General features: G+C 72.8%; 18 protein-coding genes and 1 other RNA gene. 8 read left to right on the forward strand and 11 right to left on the reverse strand.

Annotated features, from left to right (window positions below):
- Nucleotides 1–55: 55 nt before the first annotated feature.
- The 4 genes from ACFRKB_RS21790 to ACFRKB_RS21805 form a co-directional block, all read right to left on the reverse strand.
- Nucleotides 56–841: a hypothetical protein gene (locus tag ACFRKB_RS21790; protein WP_365970973.1), complete on the reverse strand. Its 786-nt coding sequence runs from the start codon at nt 839–841 to the stop codon at nt 56–58.
- Nucleotides 842–1,094: 253 nt separating this feature from the next.
- Entirely contained in the window at nt 1,095–2,042 is a 948-nt protein-coding gene (locus ACFRKB_RS21795) for an N-acetylmuramoyl-L-alanine amidase (protein WP_383107910.1), read from the reverse strand.
- A 112-nt stretch (nt 2,043–2,154) separates the two neighbouring features.
- Complete coding sequence (locus ACFRKB_RS21800; protein WP_383107912.1) at nt 2,155–2,799, reverse strand: class I SAM-dependent methyltransferase; 645 nt, start codon at nt 2,797–2,799, stop codon at nt 2,155–2,157.
- Between the two features lie 130 nt (nt 2,800–2,929).
- Nucleotides 2,930–4,708: an MFS transporter gene (locus ACFRKB_RS21805; RefSeq protein WP_383107913.1), complete on the reverse strand. Its 1,779-nt coding sequence runs from the start codon at nt 4,706–4,708 to the stop codon at nt 2,930–2,932.
- A gap of 322 nt (nt 4,709–5,030) precedes the next feature.
- Between ACFRKB_RS21805 and ACFRKB_RS21810 the strand changes: the two genes are divergently transcribed.
- Both ACFRKB_RS21810 and ACFRKB_RS21815 read left to right on the forward strand, forming a co-directional pair.
- Nucleotides 5,031–5,684 carry a ClpP family protease gene (locus ACFRKB_RS21810; RefSeq protein WP_383107914.1) on the forward strand — a complete coding sequence of 218 codons (654 nt, stop codon included), beginning with the start codon at nt 5,031–5,033 and terminating at the stop codon, nt 5,682–5,684.
- Nucleotide 5,685: 1 nt separating this feature from the next.
- Complete coding sequence (locus ACFRKB_RS21815; RefSeq protein ID WP_383107915.1) at nt 5,686–6,297, forward strand: ClpP family protease; 612 nt, start codon at nt 5,686–5,688, stop codon at nt 6,295–6,297.
- 12 nt (nt 6,298–6,309) lie between these two features.
- On the opposite strand, the gene ACFRKB_RS21820 is transcribed toward ACFRKB_RS21815, so the two are convergent.
- The 3 genes from ACFRKB_RS21820 to ACFRKB_RS21830 all read right to left on the reverse strand — a co-directional run bounded on the left by ACFRKB_RS21820 (nt 6,310) and on the right by ACFRKB_RS21830 (nt 8,591).
- Nucleotides 6,310–6,756 (reverse strand): helix-turn-helix domain-containing protein, encoded by a 447-nt coding sequence (locus ACFRKB_RS21820; protein WP_383107917.1) that lies wholly within the window; start codon nt 6,754–6,756, stop codon nt 6,310–6,312.
- A gap of 154 nt (nt 6,757–6,910) precedes the next feature.
- Nucleotides 6,911–7,096, reverse strand: coding sequence for a hypothetical protein (locus ACFRKB_RS21825; protein ID WP_383107918.1), 186 nt, complete (start codon nt 7,094–7,096; stop codon nt 6,911–6,913).
- A 148-nt stretch (nt 7,097–7,244) separates the two neighbouring features.
- Entirely contained in the window at nt 7,245–8,591 is a 1,347-nt protein-coding gene (locus ACFRKB_RS21830) for a hypothetical protein (protein ID WP_383107919.1), read from the reverse strand.
- A gap of 197 nt (nt 8,592–8,788) precedes the next feature.
- Between ACFRKB_RS21830 and ACFRKB_RS21835 the strand changes: the two genes are divergently transcribed.
- From ACFRKB_RS21835 to ACFRKB_RS21850, 4 genes are all read left to right on the forward strand, one after another.
- Nucleotides 8,789–9,826 carry an ABC transporter substrate-binding protein gene (locus ACFRKB_RS21835; protein ID WP_383107920.1) on the forward strand — a complete coding sequence of 346 codons (1,038 nt, stop codon included), beginning with the start codon at nt 8,789–8,791 and terminating at the stop codon, nt 9,824–9,826.
- A 159-nt stretch (nt 9,827–9,985) separates the two neighbouring features.
- The gene (locus tag ACFRKB_RS21840) at nt 9,986–10,873 is read left to right on the forward strand and encodes a Nif3-like dinuclear metal center hexameric protein (RefSeq protein WP_383107922.1); all 888 of its coding nucleotides are present in this window, start codon (nt 9,986–9,988) and stop codon (nt 10,871–10,873) included.
- Entirely contained in the window at nt 10,870–11,613 is a 744-nt protein-coding gene (locus ACFRKB_RS21845) for a zinc ribbon domain-containing protein (protein ID WP_383108132.1), read from the forward strand. Before ACFRKB_RS21840 ends, ACFRKB_RS21845 begins: the two co-directional genes overlap by 4 nt.
- Nucleotides 11,613–12,887 (forward strand): bifunctional RNase H/acid phosphatase, encoded by a 1,275-nt coding sequence (locus ACFRKB_RS21850; RefSeq protein ID WP_383107923.1) that lies wholly within the window; start codon nt 11,613–11,615, stop codon nt 12,885–12,887. Before ACFRKB_RS21845 ends, ACFRKB_RS21850 begins: the two co-directional genes overlap by 1 nt.
- A 73-nt stretch (nt 12,888–12,960) precedes the next feature.
- Here ACFRKB_RS21850 and eda read toward each other — a convergent pair whose 3' ends face one another.
- Both eda and yaaA read right to left on the reverse strand, forming a co-directional pair.
- Nucleotides 12,961–13,605, reverse strand: coding sequence for a bifunctional 4-hydroxy-2-oxoglutarate aldolase/2-dehydro-3-deoxy-phosphogluconate aldolase (gene eda / locus ACFRKB_RS21855; protein WP_383107924.1), 645 nt, complete (start codon nt 13,603–13,605; stop codon nt 12,961–12,963).
- Between the two features lie 94 nt (nt 13,606–13,699).
- Nucleotides 13,700–14,506, reverse strand: coding sequence for a peroxide stress protein YaaA (yaaA, locus tag ACFRKB_RS21860; RefSeq protein ID WP_383107925.1), 807 nt, complete (start codon nt 14,504–14,506; stop codon nt 13,700–13,702).
- Nucleotides 14,507–14,696: 190 nt separating this feature from the next.
- Here yaaA and ACFRKB_RS21865 point away from each other — a divergent pair, with 190 nt between their 5' ends.
- On the forward strand, nt 14,697–16,223 hold the full coding sequence (locus tag ACFRKB_RS21865) for an RNB domain-containing ribonuclease (RefSeq protein ID WP_383107927.1): 1,527 nt from the start codon (nt 14,697–14,699) through the stop codon (nt 16,221–16,223).
- Here the strand turns inward: ACFRKB_RS21865 and ACFRKB_RS21870 are convergent.
- Together ACFRKB_RS21870 and ACFRKB_RS21875 are read right to left on the reverse strand one after the other, a co-directional pair.
- Nucleotides 16,174–17,037, reverse strand: coding sequence for a hypothetical protein (locus ACFRKB_RS21870; RefSeq protein WP_383107928.1), 864 nt, complete (start codon nt 17,035–17,037; stop codon nt 16,174–16,176). The two genes, ACFRKB_RS21865 and ACFRKB_RS21870, sit on opposite strands and share 50 nt — an antisense overlap.
- Complete coding sequence (locus ACFRKB_RS21875) at nt 17,034–17,789, reverse strand: MerR family transcriptional regulator (protein WP_383107929.1); 756 nt, start codon at nt 17,787–17,789, stop codon at nt 17,034–17,036. The genes ACFRKB_RS21870 and ACFRKB_RS21875 overlap by 4 nt, the downstream gene beginning before the upstream one ends.
- Nucleotides 17,790–17,953: 164 nt before the next feature.
- Between ACFRKB_RS21875 and rnpB the strand changes: the two genes are divergently transcribed.
- Nucleotides 17,954–18,372: RNase P RNA component class A (gene rnpB, locus ACFRKB_RS21880), an RNA gene on the forward strand.
- The last annotated feature ends 83 nt before the right edge of the window (nt 18,373–18,455 follow it).

Raw genomic sequence — 18,455 nt, forward strand, 5'->3', positions numbered from 1 at the left:
CAGCGCTTTCCGGCGGGGGGCCGTCGTCGTACCGCTGTGACGCGATGGCGCGTGATCAGCCGCGCTGTATGCCGGAGGTGTCCTGGAGGACTCCGCGGCGGCCGTCCTGCGTCTGGGCCACCAGACCGGGACCGCGCTGCTCGACCGCGAGGTACCAGGTGCCGGGGGCCAGCTCGGCGATCGGGGACGGCGAACCGTCCTCCCCGAACAGCGGGCGGGCCACCGGCACCGCGAACCAGAACGGGGAGAAGTCACCGGCGGGGGCGCCGCCCGTCGCCGGGCCGCCCTGCTGGGCCGGGGCGGGCTGGCCCGCCTGCGAGCCGTACGGCTGCGGCTGGCCCTGCGCACCGTACGGCTGCTGGCCGGCCGGGTAGCCGTAGCCCTGGCCGGGGATGCCCGGCTGGCCGCCGTACGGCTGCGGGGTCTGCGGCTTCGGGGCGCCGACGAGGGCGACCTTCAGGGCCGGGACGAGCGGCGTGGCGATCGCGCCGCCCGCGAGGATCGCGGCGCCGAGGAAGGTGAGGATCAGAGCGGCCCCGGCGCTGCCGGCGTCGAGCAGGTACCAGAGAGTCGTCCACAACGAGAAGACCGACAGGGCGGTGCCGAACTGGCCCAGTTCCAGCCCCGCGATCTTCTTCGGCTGGGGCAGCGAGCGGGAGGTGACGATCAGTGCGGCGGCGACGACCCCGGCCACGTGGACGCTCATCACGAAGCCCAGGAGGTCCCAGGCGTTGGAGCTGTAATTGCCGATGGTGCTCGTATTGATGAACGAGGCGACGAACAGCAACACCGCTGCTCCGATCACCACGCCGTCGCCTCGAGTGAGGGAGCGGATGTTCACGTGAGAAGTCCTTCGTCAGTCGTCTAAGTCGGGGCGGTCGTCGCTGCCGCCGGTCTGGCGGTACACGGTGCGAAGCTCGGGGGCGGCTCCCTGTCGTAGGGATGAATGTATCGTCTCGCCGTTCCGGGCGTCTGCCGGGTATCGGGGCCGGTATACGCCCGTTACGCGGGTACGTGGCCCGAGTTCACCACTTCCGTCTCCCGTTCCCCACCCGGTTCACGGCTCCCCTTCTCATCCCCTTCTCACCCTCTTCTCACTTCTTCAGGAATCCGCGGATCCCGTCCGCCAGACCCCGCGCCGCCTTCTGCCGCCATTCCGGATCGGTGAGCAGCCGGGCATCCGACGAATCGCGCATATTGCCGCATTCGATAAAAACCTTGGGCACGGTCGACAGATTCAGTCCGCCGAGGTCCGCGCGTACGTCGAGACCCGTGCCCTCGCCGAGATAGTTGGCGGGGGCGCTGCCGGTCTCGCGCACGAAATTGCCCACGATGTGTTCGCCGAGCCGGCGCGAGGGGCCGACGATGGCCGTGGTGTCCGCGCCTCCGCCCTTGACCCGGGCGGGGAGGATGACATGGAATCCGCGATTTCCGGGAGCCGATCCGTCCGCGTGGACGGAGATCGCGGCATCGGCCTCCGCCTTGTTCCCGATTCGGGCGCGCTCATCGACGCACGGCCCGTAAGGGCGCTCGTCGTCGTGGGTGAAGACGACCGTCGCGCCCTCTTTCCTGAGCAGATCGCGCAGCCGGTGGGAGACATCGAGGGTGAACTCGGCTTCGGGGTAACCGGCGCTGGTGGAGGTGCCGGTGGTGTCACATTCCTTGGTGGTTGTTCCGATATCCACCGGCTGATTGATCTCGGCGGTGTGGTCGCGATTGCGTGGATTATGGCCGGGGTCGATGACCACGACCTTGCCCGCGAGCGGTCCGGCCGGAGCGGAGGGTTCGGCCGGGGCGGTGCCGCCGGGAACGTCGTCGTCCCGCGTGCCGCCGGAGGGCGAAGGGGCGGGCGTGGTGGCCGGCGGGGCGGAGGACGCGACTCCGGCCGCCGACGCGGCGGACGGACCGCCGTCCGGGCCGCTCATCCCCTGCCGGACGAGCCATACCGCCACGGCGGTCAGCACGACAGCGGCGATCGCGACGGTGAGATTGCTCCGGCCGGAACGGCGGCGGGTGGGCTGCTGGCTCTCGTCGTACGACACCGTCGCGATGGTAGACGGTCCGGCGATCGGGACGCGGCGGAAGACACGGGACGTCGGACCGACTCGTCCGGGCAGCGGTCCCCCCGGCCGCGCGGCCGTACTTCGGCGGCGGTCAGATCCCCGGTGCCGTACGCCGCAGGACGCGCAGCGAATCGGTCACCGACACCTCGGTGAAGGCGCCCGAGGCCAGCGCCCGCAGATAGACGCGGTACGGGGCCTGCCCGCCGGCCGCCGGGTCGGGGAACACATCGTGGATGACGAGCAGCCCGCCCTCGGCGAGACGCGGGGCCCAGCCCTCGTAGTCCCCGTTGGCGTGCTCGTCGGTATGGCCGCCGTCGATGAAGACGAGCCCGAGCGCGCCGCCCCAGACCTCCGCGACCCGCGGCGAACGGCCGACGACCGCGATCACCGAGTCCTCCAGGTCCGCCGCGCGGAGCGTGCGGCGGAAGGCCGGGAGCGTGTCCATCAGGCCGCTGTCCGGATCGACCAGGGACGGGTCGTGGTACTCCCAGCCGACCTGCTGCTCCTCGCTGCCGCGATGGTGGTCGACGGTGACGGCGACCGTACCGGCCTCCCGTGCTGCGGCGGCCAGCAGGAGGGTGGAGCGCCCGCAGTACGTGCCGATCTCCAGCAGCGGCAGCCCGAGCGCGCCCGCCTCGGCCGCCGCCGCGTACAGCGCGAGCCCTTCATGGACGGGCATGAACCCCTTGGCGGCCTCGAAGGCGGCGAGGATCTTCGGCGCGGGTGCCGGGGGCATCGGCTCTCCTCGTGCTGGTGCGGTGGACGGCACGGACCGTGGTGGGGCGGTACGGACCGTGGTACGAAGCGTGATCGCCCATGCTGCCGTACAGCCCCGGCCCGCCGGCCGCCGGGGGTGAGAGGGCGGGTCAGGAGGCGACGGTGGTACGGCGCTCCCGCGCGCCCTGTACGAGGACCAGATCGACATCGACCGGCACGCCGCCGCCGGGATACTCGGCGGGGAGCGCGTGCGGCGCGTACCCCGTGGCCGTGCCCGCCAGTACGTACGATCCGCCCGACGGCGGCAGCAGCGCGTAGCGGCCGTCCTCGTCGGCGGTGGTGCGGCCCGCCTGCCGGCCCCGGGGGTCGATCAGCGTGACGTTCGCCCGCGCGACCGGCGTACCGTCCGTGTCCACCACCTGTCCGCGGAACCCGCCCGACCCGGCGACCAGCGTCGGCCGGCGCACCTGCTCGGCGTCGCCCGCCGGGGACGTACGCCGCCGCGCCGACCGCTGCGACGGCAGGAACGCGGCCAGCACCAGCCCGACGATCACCGCGCCCGTCGCGATGAGGAACGAGATACGGAATCCGTCCATGCTGGGGACGCTGACGCCGCCCGTCCGGATCGAGGTGTGCGCCAGCACCATGCCGATCACCGCGCTCGACACCGAGGTGCCGATGGAACGCATCAGGGTGTTCAGACCGTTGGCCGCGCCGGTCTCCGACGGGTCGACGGCGCCGATGATCAGGGCGGGGAGCGAGGAGTACGCGAGGCCGATACCGGCGCCCACGACGACCGAGATGACGATGGTCTGCCAGGCCGCGTTCATCAGGCCGAGACCCGCGCCGTACCCGATCCCGATGATCAGCATGCCGAGCAGCAGCGTGACCTTGGGGCCGCGCCGGGCGGAGATCCGGGCGTAGACCGGCGCCGTGAACATCATCGTCAGACCGAGCGGCGCCACGCACAGACCCGCCACCACCATCGACTGGCCCAGACCGTAGCCGGTGGCGGCGGGCAGCTGGAGCAGCTGGGGGAGGACGAGCGAGATCGCGTAGAAGGCGACACCGACCATGATCGAGGCGAGGTTGGTGAGCAGCACCTCACGCCGGGCGGTGGTGCGCAGATCGACCAGCGGGGCGGCGCTCCGCAGCTCCATCACGCCCCACAGCAGCAGAATGGCCACCGCCAGACCGAACAGCCCGAGCGTGGTCGGCGAACCCCAGCCCCAGTCGCCGCCCTTGGTGATCGGCAGCAGGAGGGAGACCAGTCCGGCGGACAGTCCGAGCGCGCCGAGCCAGTCGAAGGTGCCCTCGGCCCGTACCGAGGACTCCGGTACGTACCGGGCGGTCAGCAGTATCGACAGCACGCCGAGCCCGGCCGCGCCGAAGAACAGCGCGTGCCAGTCGGCGTTCTGGGCGATCAGGGCCGCGGCGGGCAGCGCGAGCCCGCCGCCGACGCCGATGGACGAGCTCATCAGCGCCATCGCCGAGCCGAGCTTCTCGCGCGGCAGCTCGTCGCGCATGATGCCGATGCCGAGGGGTATCGCGCCCATCGCGAAGCCCTGGAGCGCCCTGCCGACGATCATGATGACCAGGTCGTCGGTGAATCCGCAGATCAGCGAGCCGACCACCATCACGGCGAGGCTGGCGAGCAGCATCCGCCGCTTGCCGAAGAGATCGCCGAGCCGTCCCATGATCGGCGTGGAGACGGCGCCGGCGAGCAGGGTCGCGGTCATGACCCAGGTGGCGTCGGCGGGTGCCGTGTCGAGCAGGACGGGCAGGTCCTTGATGACGGGAACGAGCAGGGTCTGCATCACCGCGACGGTGATGCCCGCGAAGGCGAGGACGGGAACGATCCCGCCGGCTCCGCGGGTCGACGGATCCGGGAGCTCCCCGGCGTACTGATCGGTCGTCGTTTGTGGCATACGTGCGTCCTCCGGGCAGGAAGTGAGGGCAGCCGAGGGTGCGTCTACGGCAAGTGGATGCAGGATGAAACCTTCTACCCGGCCGTGATATTCCGGCGAACGCGACGCGGAACGCGATGCGAACGGCACCGGAAGAGGCCGCCGGTCCGTTCCCGCGTTTTCCTGACGCCCCATCAGAAGTGGGACGCGCGCCCCCCGGCATCTGCCGTCGGCGAATCTGCCACGGGCCGAGAACCCTTGGGCGGACACCCGGCCGGACCGAGAGTGGGATGACCGCGGCCACCACGCCCGGCCGCGCCACCCGACGACTCCCGGAGGACCGATGACCGCACTCCTCACCGGTGGGACCCCCGCCCCCGACCCGCGGGCCACCGCCGACGACACACCTCCGACCCGGTTCGACGACCAGCTGGCGGCTCAGCTGCTCATGCAGCGGATCGTCTTCCTCGGCACCCAGGTGGACGAGGTCTCCGCGAACCGGGTCTGCGCCCAGCTGCTCCTGCTGTCGGCGGAGGACCCGCGTACCGACATCAGCCTCTGCATCAACAGTCCGGGCGGCTCCGTGACGGCGGGGCTGGCGATCTACGACACGATGCGGCTGATCCCCAACGACGTCTCGACACTCGCCATGGGGTTCGCCGCGAGCATGGGGCAGTTCCTGCTCAGCGTCGGCGAGCGGGGCAAGCGCTACGCGCTGCCGAACGCGCGGATCATGATGCACCAGCCGTCGGCCGGCATCGGCGGGACCACCGCCGATATCGCCATCCAGGCCGAGAACCTCGAATTCACGAAGAAGGCCATCGAGCGGATCACCGCGGAGCACACCGGCCAGAGCGAGGAGACGATCTCCCGCGACGGCGACCGCGACCGGTGGTTCACGGCCGAGCAGGCGAGGGAGTACGGGATGGTCGACCGCGTGGTCGAGTCGCTCGACGATGTCCGCCCGGCCGGTACGCGGCGACGGATCGGACTCTGAGATGAGCCAGTACACGATCCCGACCGTCGTGGAGCGCACCCCGCAGGGGGAGCGGGCGTACGACATCTACAGCCGGCTGCTGGCCGAGCGGGTCATCTTCCTCGGCACCGAGATCGACGACGGCGTCGCCAACGTGGTCATCGCGCAGCTCCTCCATCTGGAGTCGTCGGGCCCGGAGCGCGAGATCGCGATCTACATCAACTCGCCCGGCGGCTCGGTCACCTCACTCATGGCGATCTACGACACGATGACCTTCGTCGGCGCGCCGATCTCGACGTTCTGCGTCGGGCAGGCGGCCTCGACCGCGGCGGTGCTGCTGGCGGGCGGGGACCCCGGGCGGCGGTTCGTCCTGGAACACGCCCGGGTGCTGCTGGGACAGCCGGCGAGCGGCGGCCGGCAGGGGACCGTCTCGGACCTCAGCCTCCAGGCGAAGGAGATGCTCAGGATCCGCGCGGAGATCGAGGACGTGCTGTCCCGGCACACGCACCACGACCTCGCGACCCTCCGCGCCGACATGGACCGCGACAAGGTCTTCACCGCGCACGAGGCGGTGGCGTACGGGCTGGCCGACGAGGTCCTGAGCAGGCGGTCCCCGGCTGTCCGGGGAACGTAGGGGGTTGTCGGGTCAGGCGGCGAGGAGACGTGCCTCGTACGACCCGGAGCCGCCGCGTCCCGGGCCCGGCCTCTCCTGACCGATGGGGGCCCGGCGGGTGTGCGTCCGGCCGGGACGGGTGAGTTCGCCGTGGCTCAGGGCGAGCAGATCGGCCAGCCCGAGGCCGAGCGCGCGGGCGGCGGCCGCGAGGACTTCGGACGAAGCCTCCTTGCGGCCGCGCTCCAGCTCGGAGAGGTACGGCATCGAGATCCTGGCCGCCTCGGCGACATCCTTGAGCGTGCGCTCCTGGGCGAGGCGCTCGCGCCGCAGGACATCGCCCACGAGGTGCCGCCACAGCGGCTCGCGCGGTTCCCCGGCGCCCGAGGGCGGCGAGGCGGCGGCGTCCGGGGACGGCGCGGCAGCCGCCGCCACCGGGCGCAGGGGAATGACGCGGGCTTGGTCGGTCGCGTGGCTGCTCACCTCCCCAGAGTAGGAGCGTCGCGCCGGACGGGAAGGGAACAGCGTTCTGCCTTCGGCGAATTCGCCGATCCGTGCGAGAGGCCGCCACAGACTCGCTGTGGCGGCCTCTCCTCATATGCGCGGTCGTGTTCCGGCCGGACGGTGCGTCAGATCGTCAGGCCGCGTAGCCGCTCTGCTCCGGGCGGCGGTGACGGCCGTGGACGGGGGACGCCGAGTCCTCCGTCGCCGCCGCACCTCCCCGGTGCTTTCCGTGCGTTCCGATACCGCCGCTGTCGTCCCGGTCGGCAGTTGCCGCTCCCCGCGGGCGCTCCTGGGTCGTGTCGGTTCGGGCTTCAGACATGTGGGAAGTCACCCCGTCGTGATCGCTTCTTGTGGTGGCGCAGGGGCTCCGGCCGCCCCGTACCGCCACGAGAGCGTGACGGTCACGCGTCCGCGTCACCGTCACCGACACATCCGGTCGGTACGGCCGCGAAGCCCCGGCCGAAAGTCTATCCAGGTGCCACACGGCCGGTGAGGGGAGCCTGCTGGAGCGGCACCGGCCTGCACATCACAGGAGTCCGGGGAGCGTTGGGCGGTTCCCCGTCCGCCGATTCCGCTTGTGCCGGTTCCGTGATCAGTCCGGGATCCGGGTCCTGGGGGCCGTCCGGTACGGGAAGCAGCACATCGGCGGGGGCGTCGAGGCGCGCCACCCCGCACGGCACCGCCCTTGTGGCGTACGGCAGTTGGAGCACGGCGTCCTTGGTCCACACACCGGATCCGGCCAGCCACCCCTCGGGCGCCCGGCGTTGATGCAGCCGCCGGCCCGCGGGACGCCACACCCCGAGCCGGCTGCCCGCCGCCCCGTCGATCCGCAGCGCCACCGCGCAGCTCTCCGGCATCAGCACCTGCCCCGGCTGTACGGCGAACGGCGTCACCGCGCAGTCCGCCAGCCGCAGGCACTCCGGGAACCGCACCGGCCGCAAACTACCCAGGACGCCCCACCCCAGCCGGTCGTGGCCCGGCGCGTCCGAGCGGATCAGCAGCAGTCCGCTGTCGGCGTCCGCCAGCAGCAGCCGGTCGTTGCTCTCCTCGGTGATCTGGAGCAGCGGGGTCACCTCGCCGCCCCGTCCCAGATCGACGGCGACGGCCTTCACCACGCCGTCCGTCTCCCGGTCGAGGGCCAGCATCCGGCCCGTACGGTCCAGCCAGACGCCGCCCGAGCAGCGGCCGCGCACCTCGGCGACCCGCTCGGGGCCGGACGCGCCGCCCGCCACCAGCCAGACCGTGGTGGCGCGCGGACCGGCGGACAGGGCGTACGCGCGGCGGCCGTCCGGCGACGGCGGCAGCAGCGTCAGCTCGGCGTGCTCGTCCGCGCGGCCCACCGCGCCCACCGGCAGCTGCCCCGTACCGGGGCCGGTGGGGTAGAGCAGCGAGAAGTCGTGCCGGTCCGCGACCAGCCGGCGGATGAGCACCCTGCCGTCCGACAGCGGCAGCACGTCGGTGTCGGGCTCCTCGGGCTGGTCGAGGGGGAGGGGCACGGCGTAGGGCTCGGGCCCGTCGAGGGTCCACCGCTCCGGGAACCACGCGTCGCCGCGACCGGCCGGAACGCCCTGGCGGGGCGCGCCGAGCGTCAGCCGCGCCGCGTACGCGCCGTCCGCCGTGATCGCGAACTCCGGATGCCGTACCGCCCGGCGAGGACCGCCCGGCTCGCCCCCTCCTCCCGGGCCACCCGGACCGTCCGGGCCGTTCGGCCCCGTTCCGTCCGCCCCGTCCGCACTGTCCGCCCCGTCCGGTCCGCTCCCGTCCTCAGCAGCCGTCGTAGCCGTAGTAGCCGTCTCGATAGCACAGGCCGTCATCGGTCTGTCACCTCCGGCGACGAAGCTAGTTTTCGTACTTCCTGCCGAACAACACGAGACCTCGCACTTCACACATAAGGGTGGCCATCGCGCGATTCCACAGATAGCGCGGGGGTGGGTGTGCTGGCCGGGACGGCGGTGGATAAAGTAAGGCACGCCTTACCAACCGCCGAGTACCGCCTCCCAGGAGCACCGACATGTCCATAAGACGCCGTGGCACAGCCGCCGCCGTCGCCCTCGCCGCCGCGCTCTCCCTCGCGGCCTGCGGCGGCGGCGACCCCTCCGACAGCGGTTCCGCCGCGTCGGACGGAGGCGACAAGAAGGCCGCCGTCGCCACGGGCGGCAAGGACTTCGCCGAAGCGGCCGAGAAGACGGCCGCCTACGGGACCGACGCGCGGCCGGGGCAGTTCCCGCGCACGATCACCCACGCCATGGGCACGACCGAGCTGAAGAAGCGCCCCGAGCGGGTCGTCGTGCTGGACGTCGGCGAGTTCGACAACGTCGTCTCCCTCGGCGTGGAACCGGTCGGATACGCGCCGACCGAGGGCGACGAGGGCATCCCCAGCTACCTGCGGAAGGGCGCGGGCAGCCCCAAGAGCGTCGGCACGATCAACAACCTCAACCTGGAGGCGATCGCCGGACTCAAGCCCGACCTCATCCTCGGCAGCCAGCTGCGCGCGGCCGACAAGTACAAGGCGCTCGCGGAGATCGCCCCGACGGTCTTCTCCATCCGCCCCGGCTTCACCTGGAAGGAGAACTACCTCCTCAACGCCCAGGCGCTGGACCGTACCGCGGAGGCGAAGGCCGAACTCGCCGCGTACGACAAGAAGGCGGCGGCCCTCGGCACGGAGATCGGCCCCGACAAGCCGACCGTCTCGATGGTCCGCTACATGCCGGACCGGCTGCGGCTGTACGCGAAGGCGTCCTTCATCGGCACGATCCTCGACGACGTCGGTCTGCCGCGGCCCGAGAACCAGCGGATCAACGACCTGGCCGTGGAGATCAGCCCGGAGAAGATCGACGACGCGGACGCGGACTGGATCTTCACGGGCGTGTACGGCGACCCGGCAAAGACCCAGCGGGACACGGCGCGCTCCAACCCGCTCTGGAAGAACCTGAAGGCGGTCGAGGCGGGGCAGGCGAAGGACGTCAAGGACGAGACCTGGTACCTGGGCCTGGGCGTGACGGCGGCGGACCAGGTCCTCGACGACCTGCGCGGCTACCTCGTCAAGTAGCGGGCGCCGTCGGGGTGACCGGCGCGCGCGCCGGGCGGGAACGTCCCCGCCCGGCCCCGCCCGGCCCCCGCCCGGCCCCGCCCGGCCCCCGCCCCATCCCGCCCGGCGTTATCCACAGGCATGGTGGGCGCGAGAGTGAGGACAGGTAGCCTTTGCACCGTGCCCCCTGTCCCCCCAGCCGTCCCCGCCGACGCCCCCTCCGCCCCCCGTCTGGCGGACGTCCTCGCCGCGCTCGACGCCCTCTGGCCGCCCGAGCGGGCCGAGCAGTGGGACGCCGTCGGCACGGTCTGCGGTGACCCCGGCGCCACGGTCACCCGGGTCCTGTTCGCGGTCGACCCCGTCCAGGAGATCGCCGACGAAGCCGTACGGCTCGGCGCCGAACTGATCGTCACCCATCACCCGCTCTATCTGCGCGGTACGACGACGGTCGCGGCCTCCACGTTCAAGGGGCGCGTCGTGCACACCCTCATCAAGCACGACATCGCGCTGCACGTCGCGCACACCAACGCGGACACCGCCGACCCCGGTGTCTCCGACGCCCTCGCCGGCGCGCTCGACCTGCGGGTCGTACGGCCCCTCGTACCCGATCCCACGGACCCCGCCGGACGGCGCGGCCTCGGCAGGATCTGCGAGCTGGACCGCCCCGCGACCCTCCGCGACTTCGCCGCACGCGTCGCGCACCGGCTGCCCGGCACCGCCCAGGGCATCCGGATCGCGGGCGACCCGGACGCGCCCGTCCGTACGGTCGCCGTCAGCGGCGGCTCGGGCGACGGCCTCTTCGACCAGGTCAGAGCGGCCGGTGTGGACGCGTTCGTCACCGCCGACCTGCGCCACCACCCGGTCTCCGAGGCCACCCAGCAGACCGCGCTCGGGCTGGTCGACGCCGCGCACTGGGCCACCGAGTGGCCCTGGTGCGAGCAGGCCGCCGCCCAGCTCGACGAGATTTCCGACCGCCATGGCTGGGACCTGCGGGTCCATGTCTCGAAGACGGTCACCGACCCCTGGTCAGCCCATCACTCCTCCGACTCCTCAGGAGCCCCCAACTGAACGCCGCGCCCGCCGACCAGATCCGACTCCTCGACGTCCAGGCCCTCGACGTACGACTGTCGCAGCTCGCCCACAAGCGCACCGCGCTGCCCGAGCACGCCGAGATCGAGTCGCTCGCCAAGGACCTCGCCCAGCTGCGCGACCTGCTCGTCGCCGCGACGACCGAGGAGAGCGACACCGCCCGCGAGCAGACCAAGGCCGAGCAGGACGTCGACCAGGTGCGCCAGCGCGCCGTACGGGACCAGCAGCGCCTGGACTCCGGCGCGGTCACCTCGCCCAAGGACCTGGAGAACCTCCAGCGCGAGATCGTCTCCCTCGCCAAGCGGCAGGGCGACTTGGAGGACGTCGTCCTCGAAGTCATGGAGCGCCGCGAGTCCGCGCAGGAGCGGGTCGCCGAGCTGACGGAGCGTGTCTCCGCCGTCCAGGCCAAGGCCGACGACGCCGCCGCGCGCCGGGACGCCGCCGTCGCGGAGTTCGACCGTGAGGCCGCGACGGTGACGAAGGAGCGCGAGGTCGTCGCCGCCTCCGTACCGGCCGACCTGCTCAAGCTGTACGAGAAGCTGCGTGTCCAGCAGGGCGGGGTGGGCGCGGCGCGGCTGTTCCGGCGCCGCTGCGAGGGCTGCCAGCTGGAGCTGAACATCACGGAGGTCAACGAGGTCAAGGCGGCCCCCGCCGACGCCGTGCTGCGGTGCGAGAACTGCCGCCGCATCCTGGTGCGGACCGCCGATTCGGGTCTGTGATGCGGCAGTTCATCGTCGAGGCGGACGGCGGCTCCCGGGGCAACCCGGGGCCCGCCGGATACGGCGCGGTCGTCCTGGACGGCCGCACCGGTGAGCCGCTCGCCGAGGCCGCCGAGTACATCGGTATCGCCACCAACAACGTCGCCGAGTACAAGGGCCTGATCGCCGGGCTGAACGCCGCCAAGGCGCTGGACCCGGCCGCCGAGGTCAGGGTCCGGATGGACTCCAAGCTGGTCGTCGAGCAGATGTCGGGGCGCTGGAAGATCAAGCACCCGGACATGAAGCCGCTGGCCGCCGAGGCGGCGCGGATCCTCCCCGCCGGGCAGGTGACCTTCGAGTGGATCCCGCGCGAGCGCAACAAACACGCGGACCGGCTGGCCAACGAGGCGATGGACGCGGGCAAGAACGGCGGCCAGTGGGATCCGTCGGCGTCGACGGCCGCGCTGGACGCGAGCGCGGCGCGGGCGGCGATGACGGAGGCGGAGGCGAGCGAGGCCGTGGGGCGGGCGGCACAGAAGGAGCGGACGGAGCGGACGGTGGCGGCGTCTTCCGACACAGCGTCCTCCGACACAGCGTCTTCCGACACCGCGTCATCCGTTTCGGCGCCCGCGAGTTCCCCGTCCGTGGGCTGGGGATCCTCCGCCGATCTCGGCGTTCCCGCCACCTTCGTCCTGCTGCGGCACGGCGAGACCGCGCTCACGCCCGAGAAGCGCTTCTCCGGCAGCGGTGGCAGCGACCCGGAGCTGTCCGCGGCCGGCCGCCGGCAGGCCGAGGCCGTCGCCGCGTCGCTGGCCGCGCGCGGCACCATCCAGGAGATCGTCTCCTCGCCGCTCAGGCGCTGCCGCGAGACGGCGGCGACCGTGGCGGCCCGGCTCGGTCTGGACGTCACCGTCGAAGAGGGCCTGCGCGAGACGGACTTCGGCGCCTGGGAGGGGCTGACGTTCGCGGAGGTAGGGGAGTGGTACGCCGACGATCTGAGCGCCTGGCTCGCCTCACCGGATGTCGCGCCGACCGGCGGCGGCGAGAGTTTCACGGCCGTGGAGCGACGCGTCGCGGCCGTCCGTGACCGGCTGCTGGAGCGCTACCGGGGCCGGACGGTGCTGGTGGTCACGCATGTCACCCCGGTGAAGACTCTGGTGCGGCTGGCCCTCGGCGCACCGCCGGAGTCCCTGTTCCGGATGGAGCTGTCGGCCGCCTCGCTGTCGGCGGTGGCGTATTACGCGGACGGCAACGCGTCGGTGCGGCTGCTGAACGACACCTCGCATCTGCGCTGACGCTCTCGCGGGTGCGGGTGCGGGTGCGGGTGCGGGTGCGGGTGCGGCTCGTGCCGTCCGGCGGCCCACGGCCTTACGGGCGGCGCGGCTCCCGCAGGGCCGACGCCTCGCGGGCCAGCGACTCGACCCGGTCCCAGTCCTTCGCCGCCAGCGCGTCCGCCGGGAGCATCCATGTCCCGCCGACGCAGCCGACGTTCGGGAGGGCGAGATACGACGGTGCCTTCCCCGCCGTGATGCCGCCCGTAGGGCAGAACCGGGCCCCCGGGAGCGGACCCGCCAGGGACGTGAGATAGGCCGTGCCGCCCGCGGCCTCCGCCGGGAAGAACTTCATCTCCGTCACCCCGCGCTCCAGCAGCGCCACGACCTCGGAGGTGGTCGACACCCCCGGCAGGAACGGCACGCCCGAGTCCCGCATCGCGGTCAGCAGCGCCTCCGTCCACCCCGGGCTGACCAGGAAGCGCGCGCCCGCCTTCACCGAGCCGGCCACGGCCTCGGCCGTGATGACCGTGCCCGCGCCGACCACCGCGTCCGGCACCTCCGCCGCGATCGCGCGGATCGCCTCCATCGCGGCCGGGGTCCGCAGCGTCACCTCGATCGCGGGCAGTCCGCCGGCGACGAGGGCGCGGGCGAGAGGCACGGCGTCGGCGGCATCGTCGAGGACGACGACAGGGATGACGGGGGCGAGGTCCAGCACGGAAGCCACGGGCGCGGAGGTCATGGCGACATCCTGCCGCGCCCGTGCCATTCCACGCAATGACCGTTGCGCAGGATGCAACGTCGCGTCAGAGGCCGCATCAGAGACAGTTCCGGGCTCAGTGGATCTCCGTGACCACCACATCCAGCGCCCAGGTACGCCCCGCCCGCTCCGGAGCGGTCGCCTCCACCACGTACCCCAGCTCCCGCAGTGTCTCCACCAGCTCGGCCGGGCCCTTCGGCCGCGCGCCCGCCGTCAGCAGATCCCGTACCAGCCGGCCCTTCGTCGCCTTGTTGAAGTGGCTGACCACGGACCGCTTCTCCGCGCCGGTCAGCGGATCGATCTGCGCGTGCAGCACCCGTACCGTCGCCGTGCGCCCCGCCAGTTCGCCCTTCGGCTTCCACGCGGCGGCATACGCCGACGAACGCAGATCGAGCACGGTCCCGCCGCCCGCCACCTCCGGCAGGACGGACTCCATCGGCCCGCGCCAGTACGCGCCCAGCGCGCCGAGCCCCGGCAGTTTGACCCCCATCGAGCAGCGGTACGAGGGGATGCGGTCCCCCATCCGAACCGCGCCCCACAGCCCGGAGAAGACCAGCAGCGTCTTCGCCGCCCGCCGTCGCGCCGAGGTGTCGAGCGTGGCCAGATCCAGCGCGTCGTACAGCACACCGGTGTAGATCTCGCCGGCCGGGCGCGTGCCCGCCGTCCGCAGCTCCACGTTCTTCGCGATCTCGCCGCGCAGCCCCTCGCTGAGCCCGAGCACCTGACGCGCCTTCTCCTCGTCGGCGGCGCACAGCTCGACGAGCTCGTCCAGCACGGCGGCCCTGGCCGCGGTCAGCCCCGGCAGGGAGAGGGACTCCGGCCTCAGCGGAGCGCCGCGCCCGGAAGCGGCCTTTCCTTCCGACGGCGGCAACAGCACGAGCACGGTGGTTCTCCTCGGACGACCTGGGCGGACAGGGGGCGTGGCCCCCGCGCCAGCGTAGGCGACGAACATCCCGCGCCGAGCCGCCGTGGGCGGGTCGTGCGCGTTCACGGGCGGCCCGCGCCGAGCCGCTCGTCGGCGGGGTGCGTTCGCTCGCCGCGCCGCCCGCTTCCGTCCGCCATACGCTCGGACCATGCCCCGCCGTCATCTGCACACGACCGGCGCAGCCGGGACTCCGCTGCGGGCCGCCCTGGACGAGCTGCGTACGGCGCTCGACGTGCCCGGGGCCTTCTCGGCCGCCGTCCGCGCCGAGACCGGGCGGGCCGTACGCGCCCCACGGCCGCCGGACGACGGCTGGCGGCCGGACCACGACGCCACCGCCGTCGAGCTGTTCACCCTCGCCCCGCCCGCCGCCGCCGACCTCGACCGGGCGCTGCGACTGGCCCGGCGGCCGGGCGGCGGCTTCCGGGTCCATTACGCGATCGCCGACGTCACCGCGTTCGTCACCCCGGCCGGCGCGCTCGACGCCGAGGCGCACCGTCGCGTACAGACCCTCTGCTTCCCCGACGCCAGGGTGCCGCTGTACCCCACCGTGCTCTCCGAGGACGCGGCCAGTCTGCTGCCGGACCGGACCAGGCCGGCCCTGCTCTGGCAGATCGACCTGGACGCGGAGGGCCGGACCGTCTCCACCGAGGTCCGCAGGGCGCTCGTACGGAGCAGGGCCAGGCTCGACTACGCGGACGCGCAGCGGGAGATCGACGCGGGGACGGCCCCGGAGTCCCTCGCCCTGCTGAAGGAGATCGGGGTGCTGCGCGAGCGGCTGGAACGGGAGCGCGGCGGCGTCTCCCTCGTCGTCCCCGAGCAGGAGATCGTGGCGCGCCCGTCCAGAGCGGACAGTGAACGCCCGTCCGAAGCGGCAGACAGCGTCTCCGGAGACAGCGTCTCCGGCGTTTCGTACGCCGTCACATACCGCGCCCCGCTCCCCGTCGAGGGCTGGAACGCCCAGCTCTCCCTGCTCACCGGCATGGCCGCCGCCCAGCTGATGCTGACGGCCGGCACCGGCATCCTCCGTACCCTCCCCAGCGCCCCGGGCGGCGAGGTCGGCCGGCTCCGTCGCTCGGCGGAGGCGCTGGGCATCGACTGGCCGCACCATGTCGCGTACGCCGAGACCGTCCGCTCCCTCGACCCCCACAACGCCCGCCACGCCGCCTTCCTCCAGGAGTGCACGGCGCTGCTCCGCGGCGCGGGCTACACCGTGTTCACCGGCGGCCGGATCCCGCGGCCCGCCGTCCACGCGGCGGTGGCCGCCCCGTACACCCACTGCACGGCCCCGCTGCGGCGGCTCGTCGACCGGTACGCGGGGGAGATCTGTCTGAGCGCGGTGGCGGGCCAGGGCCCGCCGGAGTGGGTGCTCGCGGCCCTGGACGGGCTGCCGAAGGAGATGGCCGAGGGCGCGGAACGGGCCGATGCGGTGGAGCGCGAGTGCGTCGACATCGTGCAGACGGCGCTGCTCAGGGACAGGGTCGGGGAGATCTTCGACGGGTATGTGATCGATGTGCGGGAGCACGACCCGGCCGTCGGCACGGTCCATCTGACGGACCCGGCGGTGATCGCCCGTATCGAGGGCGGCACCGCACCACTCCCGCTGGGGGAGCGGCTGCGGGTACGGCTCACCCGTGCCGGTCCGGGGTCGGCGAAGGCACTGTTCGCGCCCGCGTGAGCGCCTGGGTGAGGGCCTTGACCAGCTCGGCGGACCCGTCCGCGTGGAAGCGGACCACCCGGGCCCGCCCGCGCCGCCCGAGAGGCCGTACGAACGTGACGGGCGCGGTCAGTTCCACGCGTACGGTCGTCTGGCCGCCCACCGCGAGATCGAGGACCCCGTCGTCCGCCGGATCGAAGCCGATCAGGCCGCCGCTCGCCGGGTAGCGCCGGTCGACGTGTACGGAGGCGATCCGCGCCGCCTCGACGGACAGGTCGAAGAGCGAGCCGTACCGGATCCTCAACGACCCGTCCGCGCCCACCACATGGGGCCGGGTCACACAGCCCGCGTGCAACGCCAGCACCATCAGCACCGTATAGACGTCCAGCAGCAGCGTGATCCGGTGCACCACCGGCCAGGGGATCAGCACGGCCAGCGCCACCGTCTCGACGACGGCGACGAAGAGCAGGCCGTACATCATCGCGGTCTGCGGGCCGGTGTACGGAGCGGCGTGATCGCCCTCCCGCACGCCGTGCGTACGGCGCGTGACCCACCGCCCGAGGCTGCCGAGAGCCCGTATCTCGTGCGCGAGCAGCCGCCGTACGGGCTCGGGCACGCCGGTACGGACCGCCGAGGCGAACGCGTCCCGGCGGGCGGCACCGGTCCGCCGGGCCCGCGCGTAGTGCCGGCGCAGGACCACGGCCTCCAGCGCGACGAGCGCGAGCACGACGGCCTCGGCGCCCAGAAGCACGGGGGCGGGGACCGGCACCCCCGCCAACAGACAGCCGACGAGCACGAGTTCACCGGCGATGACGAGCGGTACGGCCCACTTCACGACGGCTCCCCTTCCCCTGTCGGCGCCTTCGTCGCCAGCGCCTCCATCACCAGCCGGGCGACCTCGGCCTGGGCCGGGGCGAAGTCGGCGATCAGGGCCTCCCCGAACCCGCCGACGACGGGCCGCTCCGGCGCCCGCGGAATCGCGGCCAGCACCTCGTCCGGGATGGCGGCGACGAGAGCGTCGGCGAGGGGCCCGATCCGGGGGTCGCCGGGCGCCGCGTCGGCGAGCTCGTCCAGCCGCCGGTAGAGACCGTGGAGCCGCGCGCTCTCCGCGAGGGGGCGCAGCGCCTCGTAGAACCGTTCACCGCCCCCGGCGGTGTCGAACAGGACCAGCAGTTCGCGGTCCTTGGCCCCCATGGGGGAGTCGATCGGCGGGACGGCGCTGAGCAGCCGCGCGAGCGCGGGGGACACCGGCCCCTCGGCGGACGGCGGGTCCTCCATCAGCTCGGCGAGCCTGGCGCGCCGAGCCCGGATCCCGGCCTCCTGCCGCGCCAGATCGGCGTCCAGCTCACCGAGCACCTCGGTGAACTCGCGCCCGGCGTCATCGGCGATCACATCCCGCACCTCGTCCAGGGCGAGCCCCAGCTCGGTCAGCCGCCTGATCCGGGCGAGCAGGACGGCGTCCCGTACCGAGTAGTCGCGGTAGCCATTGGCCCGCCGGGCAGGCTCGGGCAGCAGGCCCAGGTGGTGGTAGTGCCGTACCGCCCGCGTGGTGACCCCGACGAGGGCGGCGATCTCCGCTATCCGCATGGAGCCAGTACAAACCATGACGTCGCGGCAAGGTCAAGCCACCCGCCACCCGCCACCCGCCACCCGACACCCGCCATCCGTCACCCGCCACCCCGCCCAGGCCCCCCACCGGCGCCGATGCGCTGGGCCCCCCTCCCGCCGGGTAACATGGCCGACACGGCAGACGAGCCGGGCGGACGGCCGCGTGGAGCCCCCTGGGGCTTCCCGAGGAACGTCCGGACTCCACAGGGCAGGGTGGTGGCTAACGGCCACCCGGGGTGACCCGCGGGACAGTGCCACAGAAAACAGACCGCCGGGGACCGTATCCGTACGGGCCTCGGTAAGGGTGAAACGGTGGTGTAAGAGACCACCAGTGCCCAGGGTGACCTGGGCAGCTAGGTAAACCCCACCTGGAGCAAGGTCAAAAGGGAGCGCTCGTAGGAATACGAGCCGCTCCTGCGCGGACGACCGAGGGCTGCCCGCCCGAGTCCGCGGGTAGACCGCACGAGACCGACGGCAACGCCGGTCCTAGATGGATGGCCGTCTCCCGGCCGGCCGCGAGGCCGACCGGCGACAAAATCCGGCGTACAGCCCGACTCGTCTGCCTCCAAGGGACCCTGACCATGAGAAACGAAGGTCAGAGGCTTTTTCCAGGTACAGGCGGGCCTTGCTGGAACCTGGTTCGCA

Source organism: Streptomyces scopuliridis (assembly GCF_042790125.1).
Taxonomy (GTDB): Bacteria; Actinomycetota; Actinomycetes; order Streptomycetales; family Streptomycetaceae; genus Streptomyces; species Streptomyces scopuliridis_A.

Excerpts from the sequence above, each read along its gene's own strand:
- ACFRKB_RS21800 (WP_383107912.1), bottom strand. The coding sequence starts at position 2,799 with ATGCCCCCGGCACCCGCGCCGAAGATCCTCGCCGCCTTCGAGGCCGCC.
- ACFRKB_RS21805 (WP_383107913.1), bottom strand. The coding sequence starts at position 4,708 with ATGCCACAAACGACGACCGATCAGTACGCCGGGGAGCTCCCGGATCCG.
- ACFRKB_RS21810 (WP_383107914.1), top strand. The coding sequence starts at position 5,031 with ATGACCGCACTCCTCACCGGTGGGACCCCCGCCCCCGACCCGCGGGCC.
- ACFRKB_RS21815 (WP_383107915.1), top strand. The coding sequence starts at position 5,686 with ATGAGCCAGTACACGATCCCGACCGTCGTGGAGCGCACCCCGCAGGGG.
- ACFRKB_RS21825 (WP_383107918.1), bottom strand. The coding sequence starts at position 7,096 with ATGTCTGAAGCCCGAACCGACACGACCCAGGAGCGCCCGCGGGGAGCG.
- ACFRKB_RS21830 (WP_383107919.1), bottom strand. The coding sequence starts at position 8,591 with ATGACGGCCTGTGCTATCGAGACGGCTACTACGGCTACGACGGCTGCT.
- ACFRKB_RS21835 (WP_383107920.1), top strand. The coding sequence starts at position 8,789 with ATGTCCATAAGACGCCGTGGCACAGCCGCCGCCGTCGCCCTCGCCGCC.
- ACFRKB_RS21850 (WP_383107923.1), top strand. The coding sequence starts at position 11,613 with ATGCGGCAGTTCATCGTCGAGGCGGACGGCGGCTCCCGGGGCAACCCG.
- eda (WP_383107924.1), bottom strand. The coding sequence starts at position 13,605 with ATGACCTCCGCGCCCGTGGCTTCCGTGCTGGACCTCGCCCCCGTCATC.
- ACFRKB_RS21865 (WP_383107927.1), top strand. The coding sequence starts at position 14,697 with ATGCCCCGCCGTCATCTGCACACGACCGGCGCAGCCGGGACTCCGCTG.
- ACFRKB_RS21875 (WP_383107929.1), bottom strand. The coding sequence starts at position 17,789 with ATGCGGATAGCGGAGATCGCCGCCCTCGTCGGGGTCACCACGCGGGCG.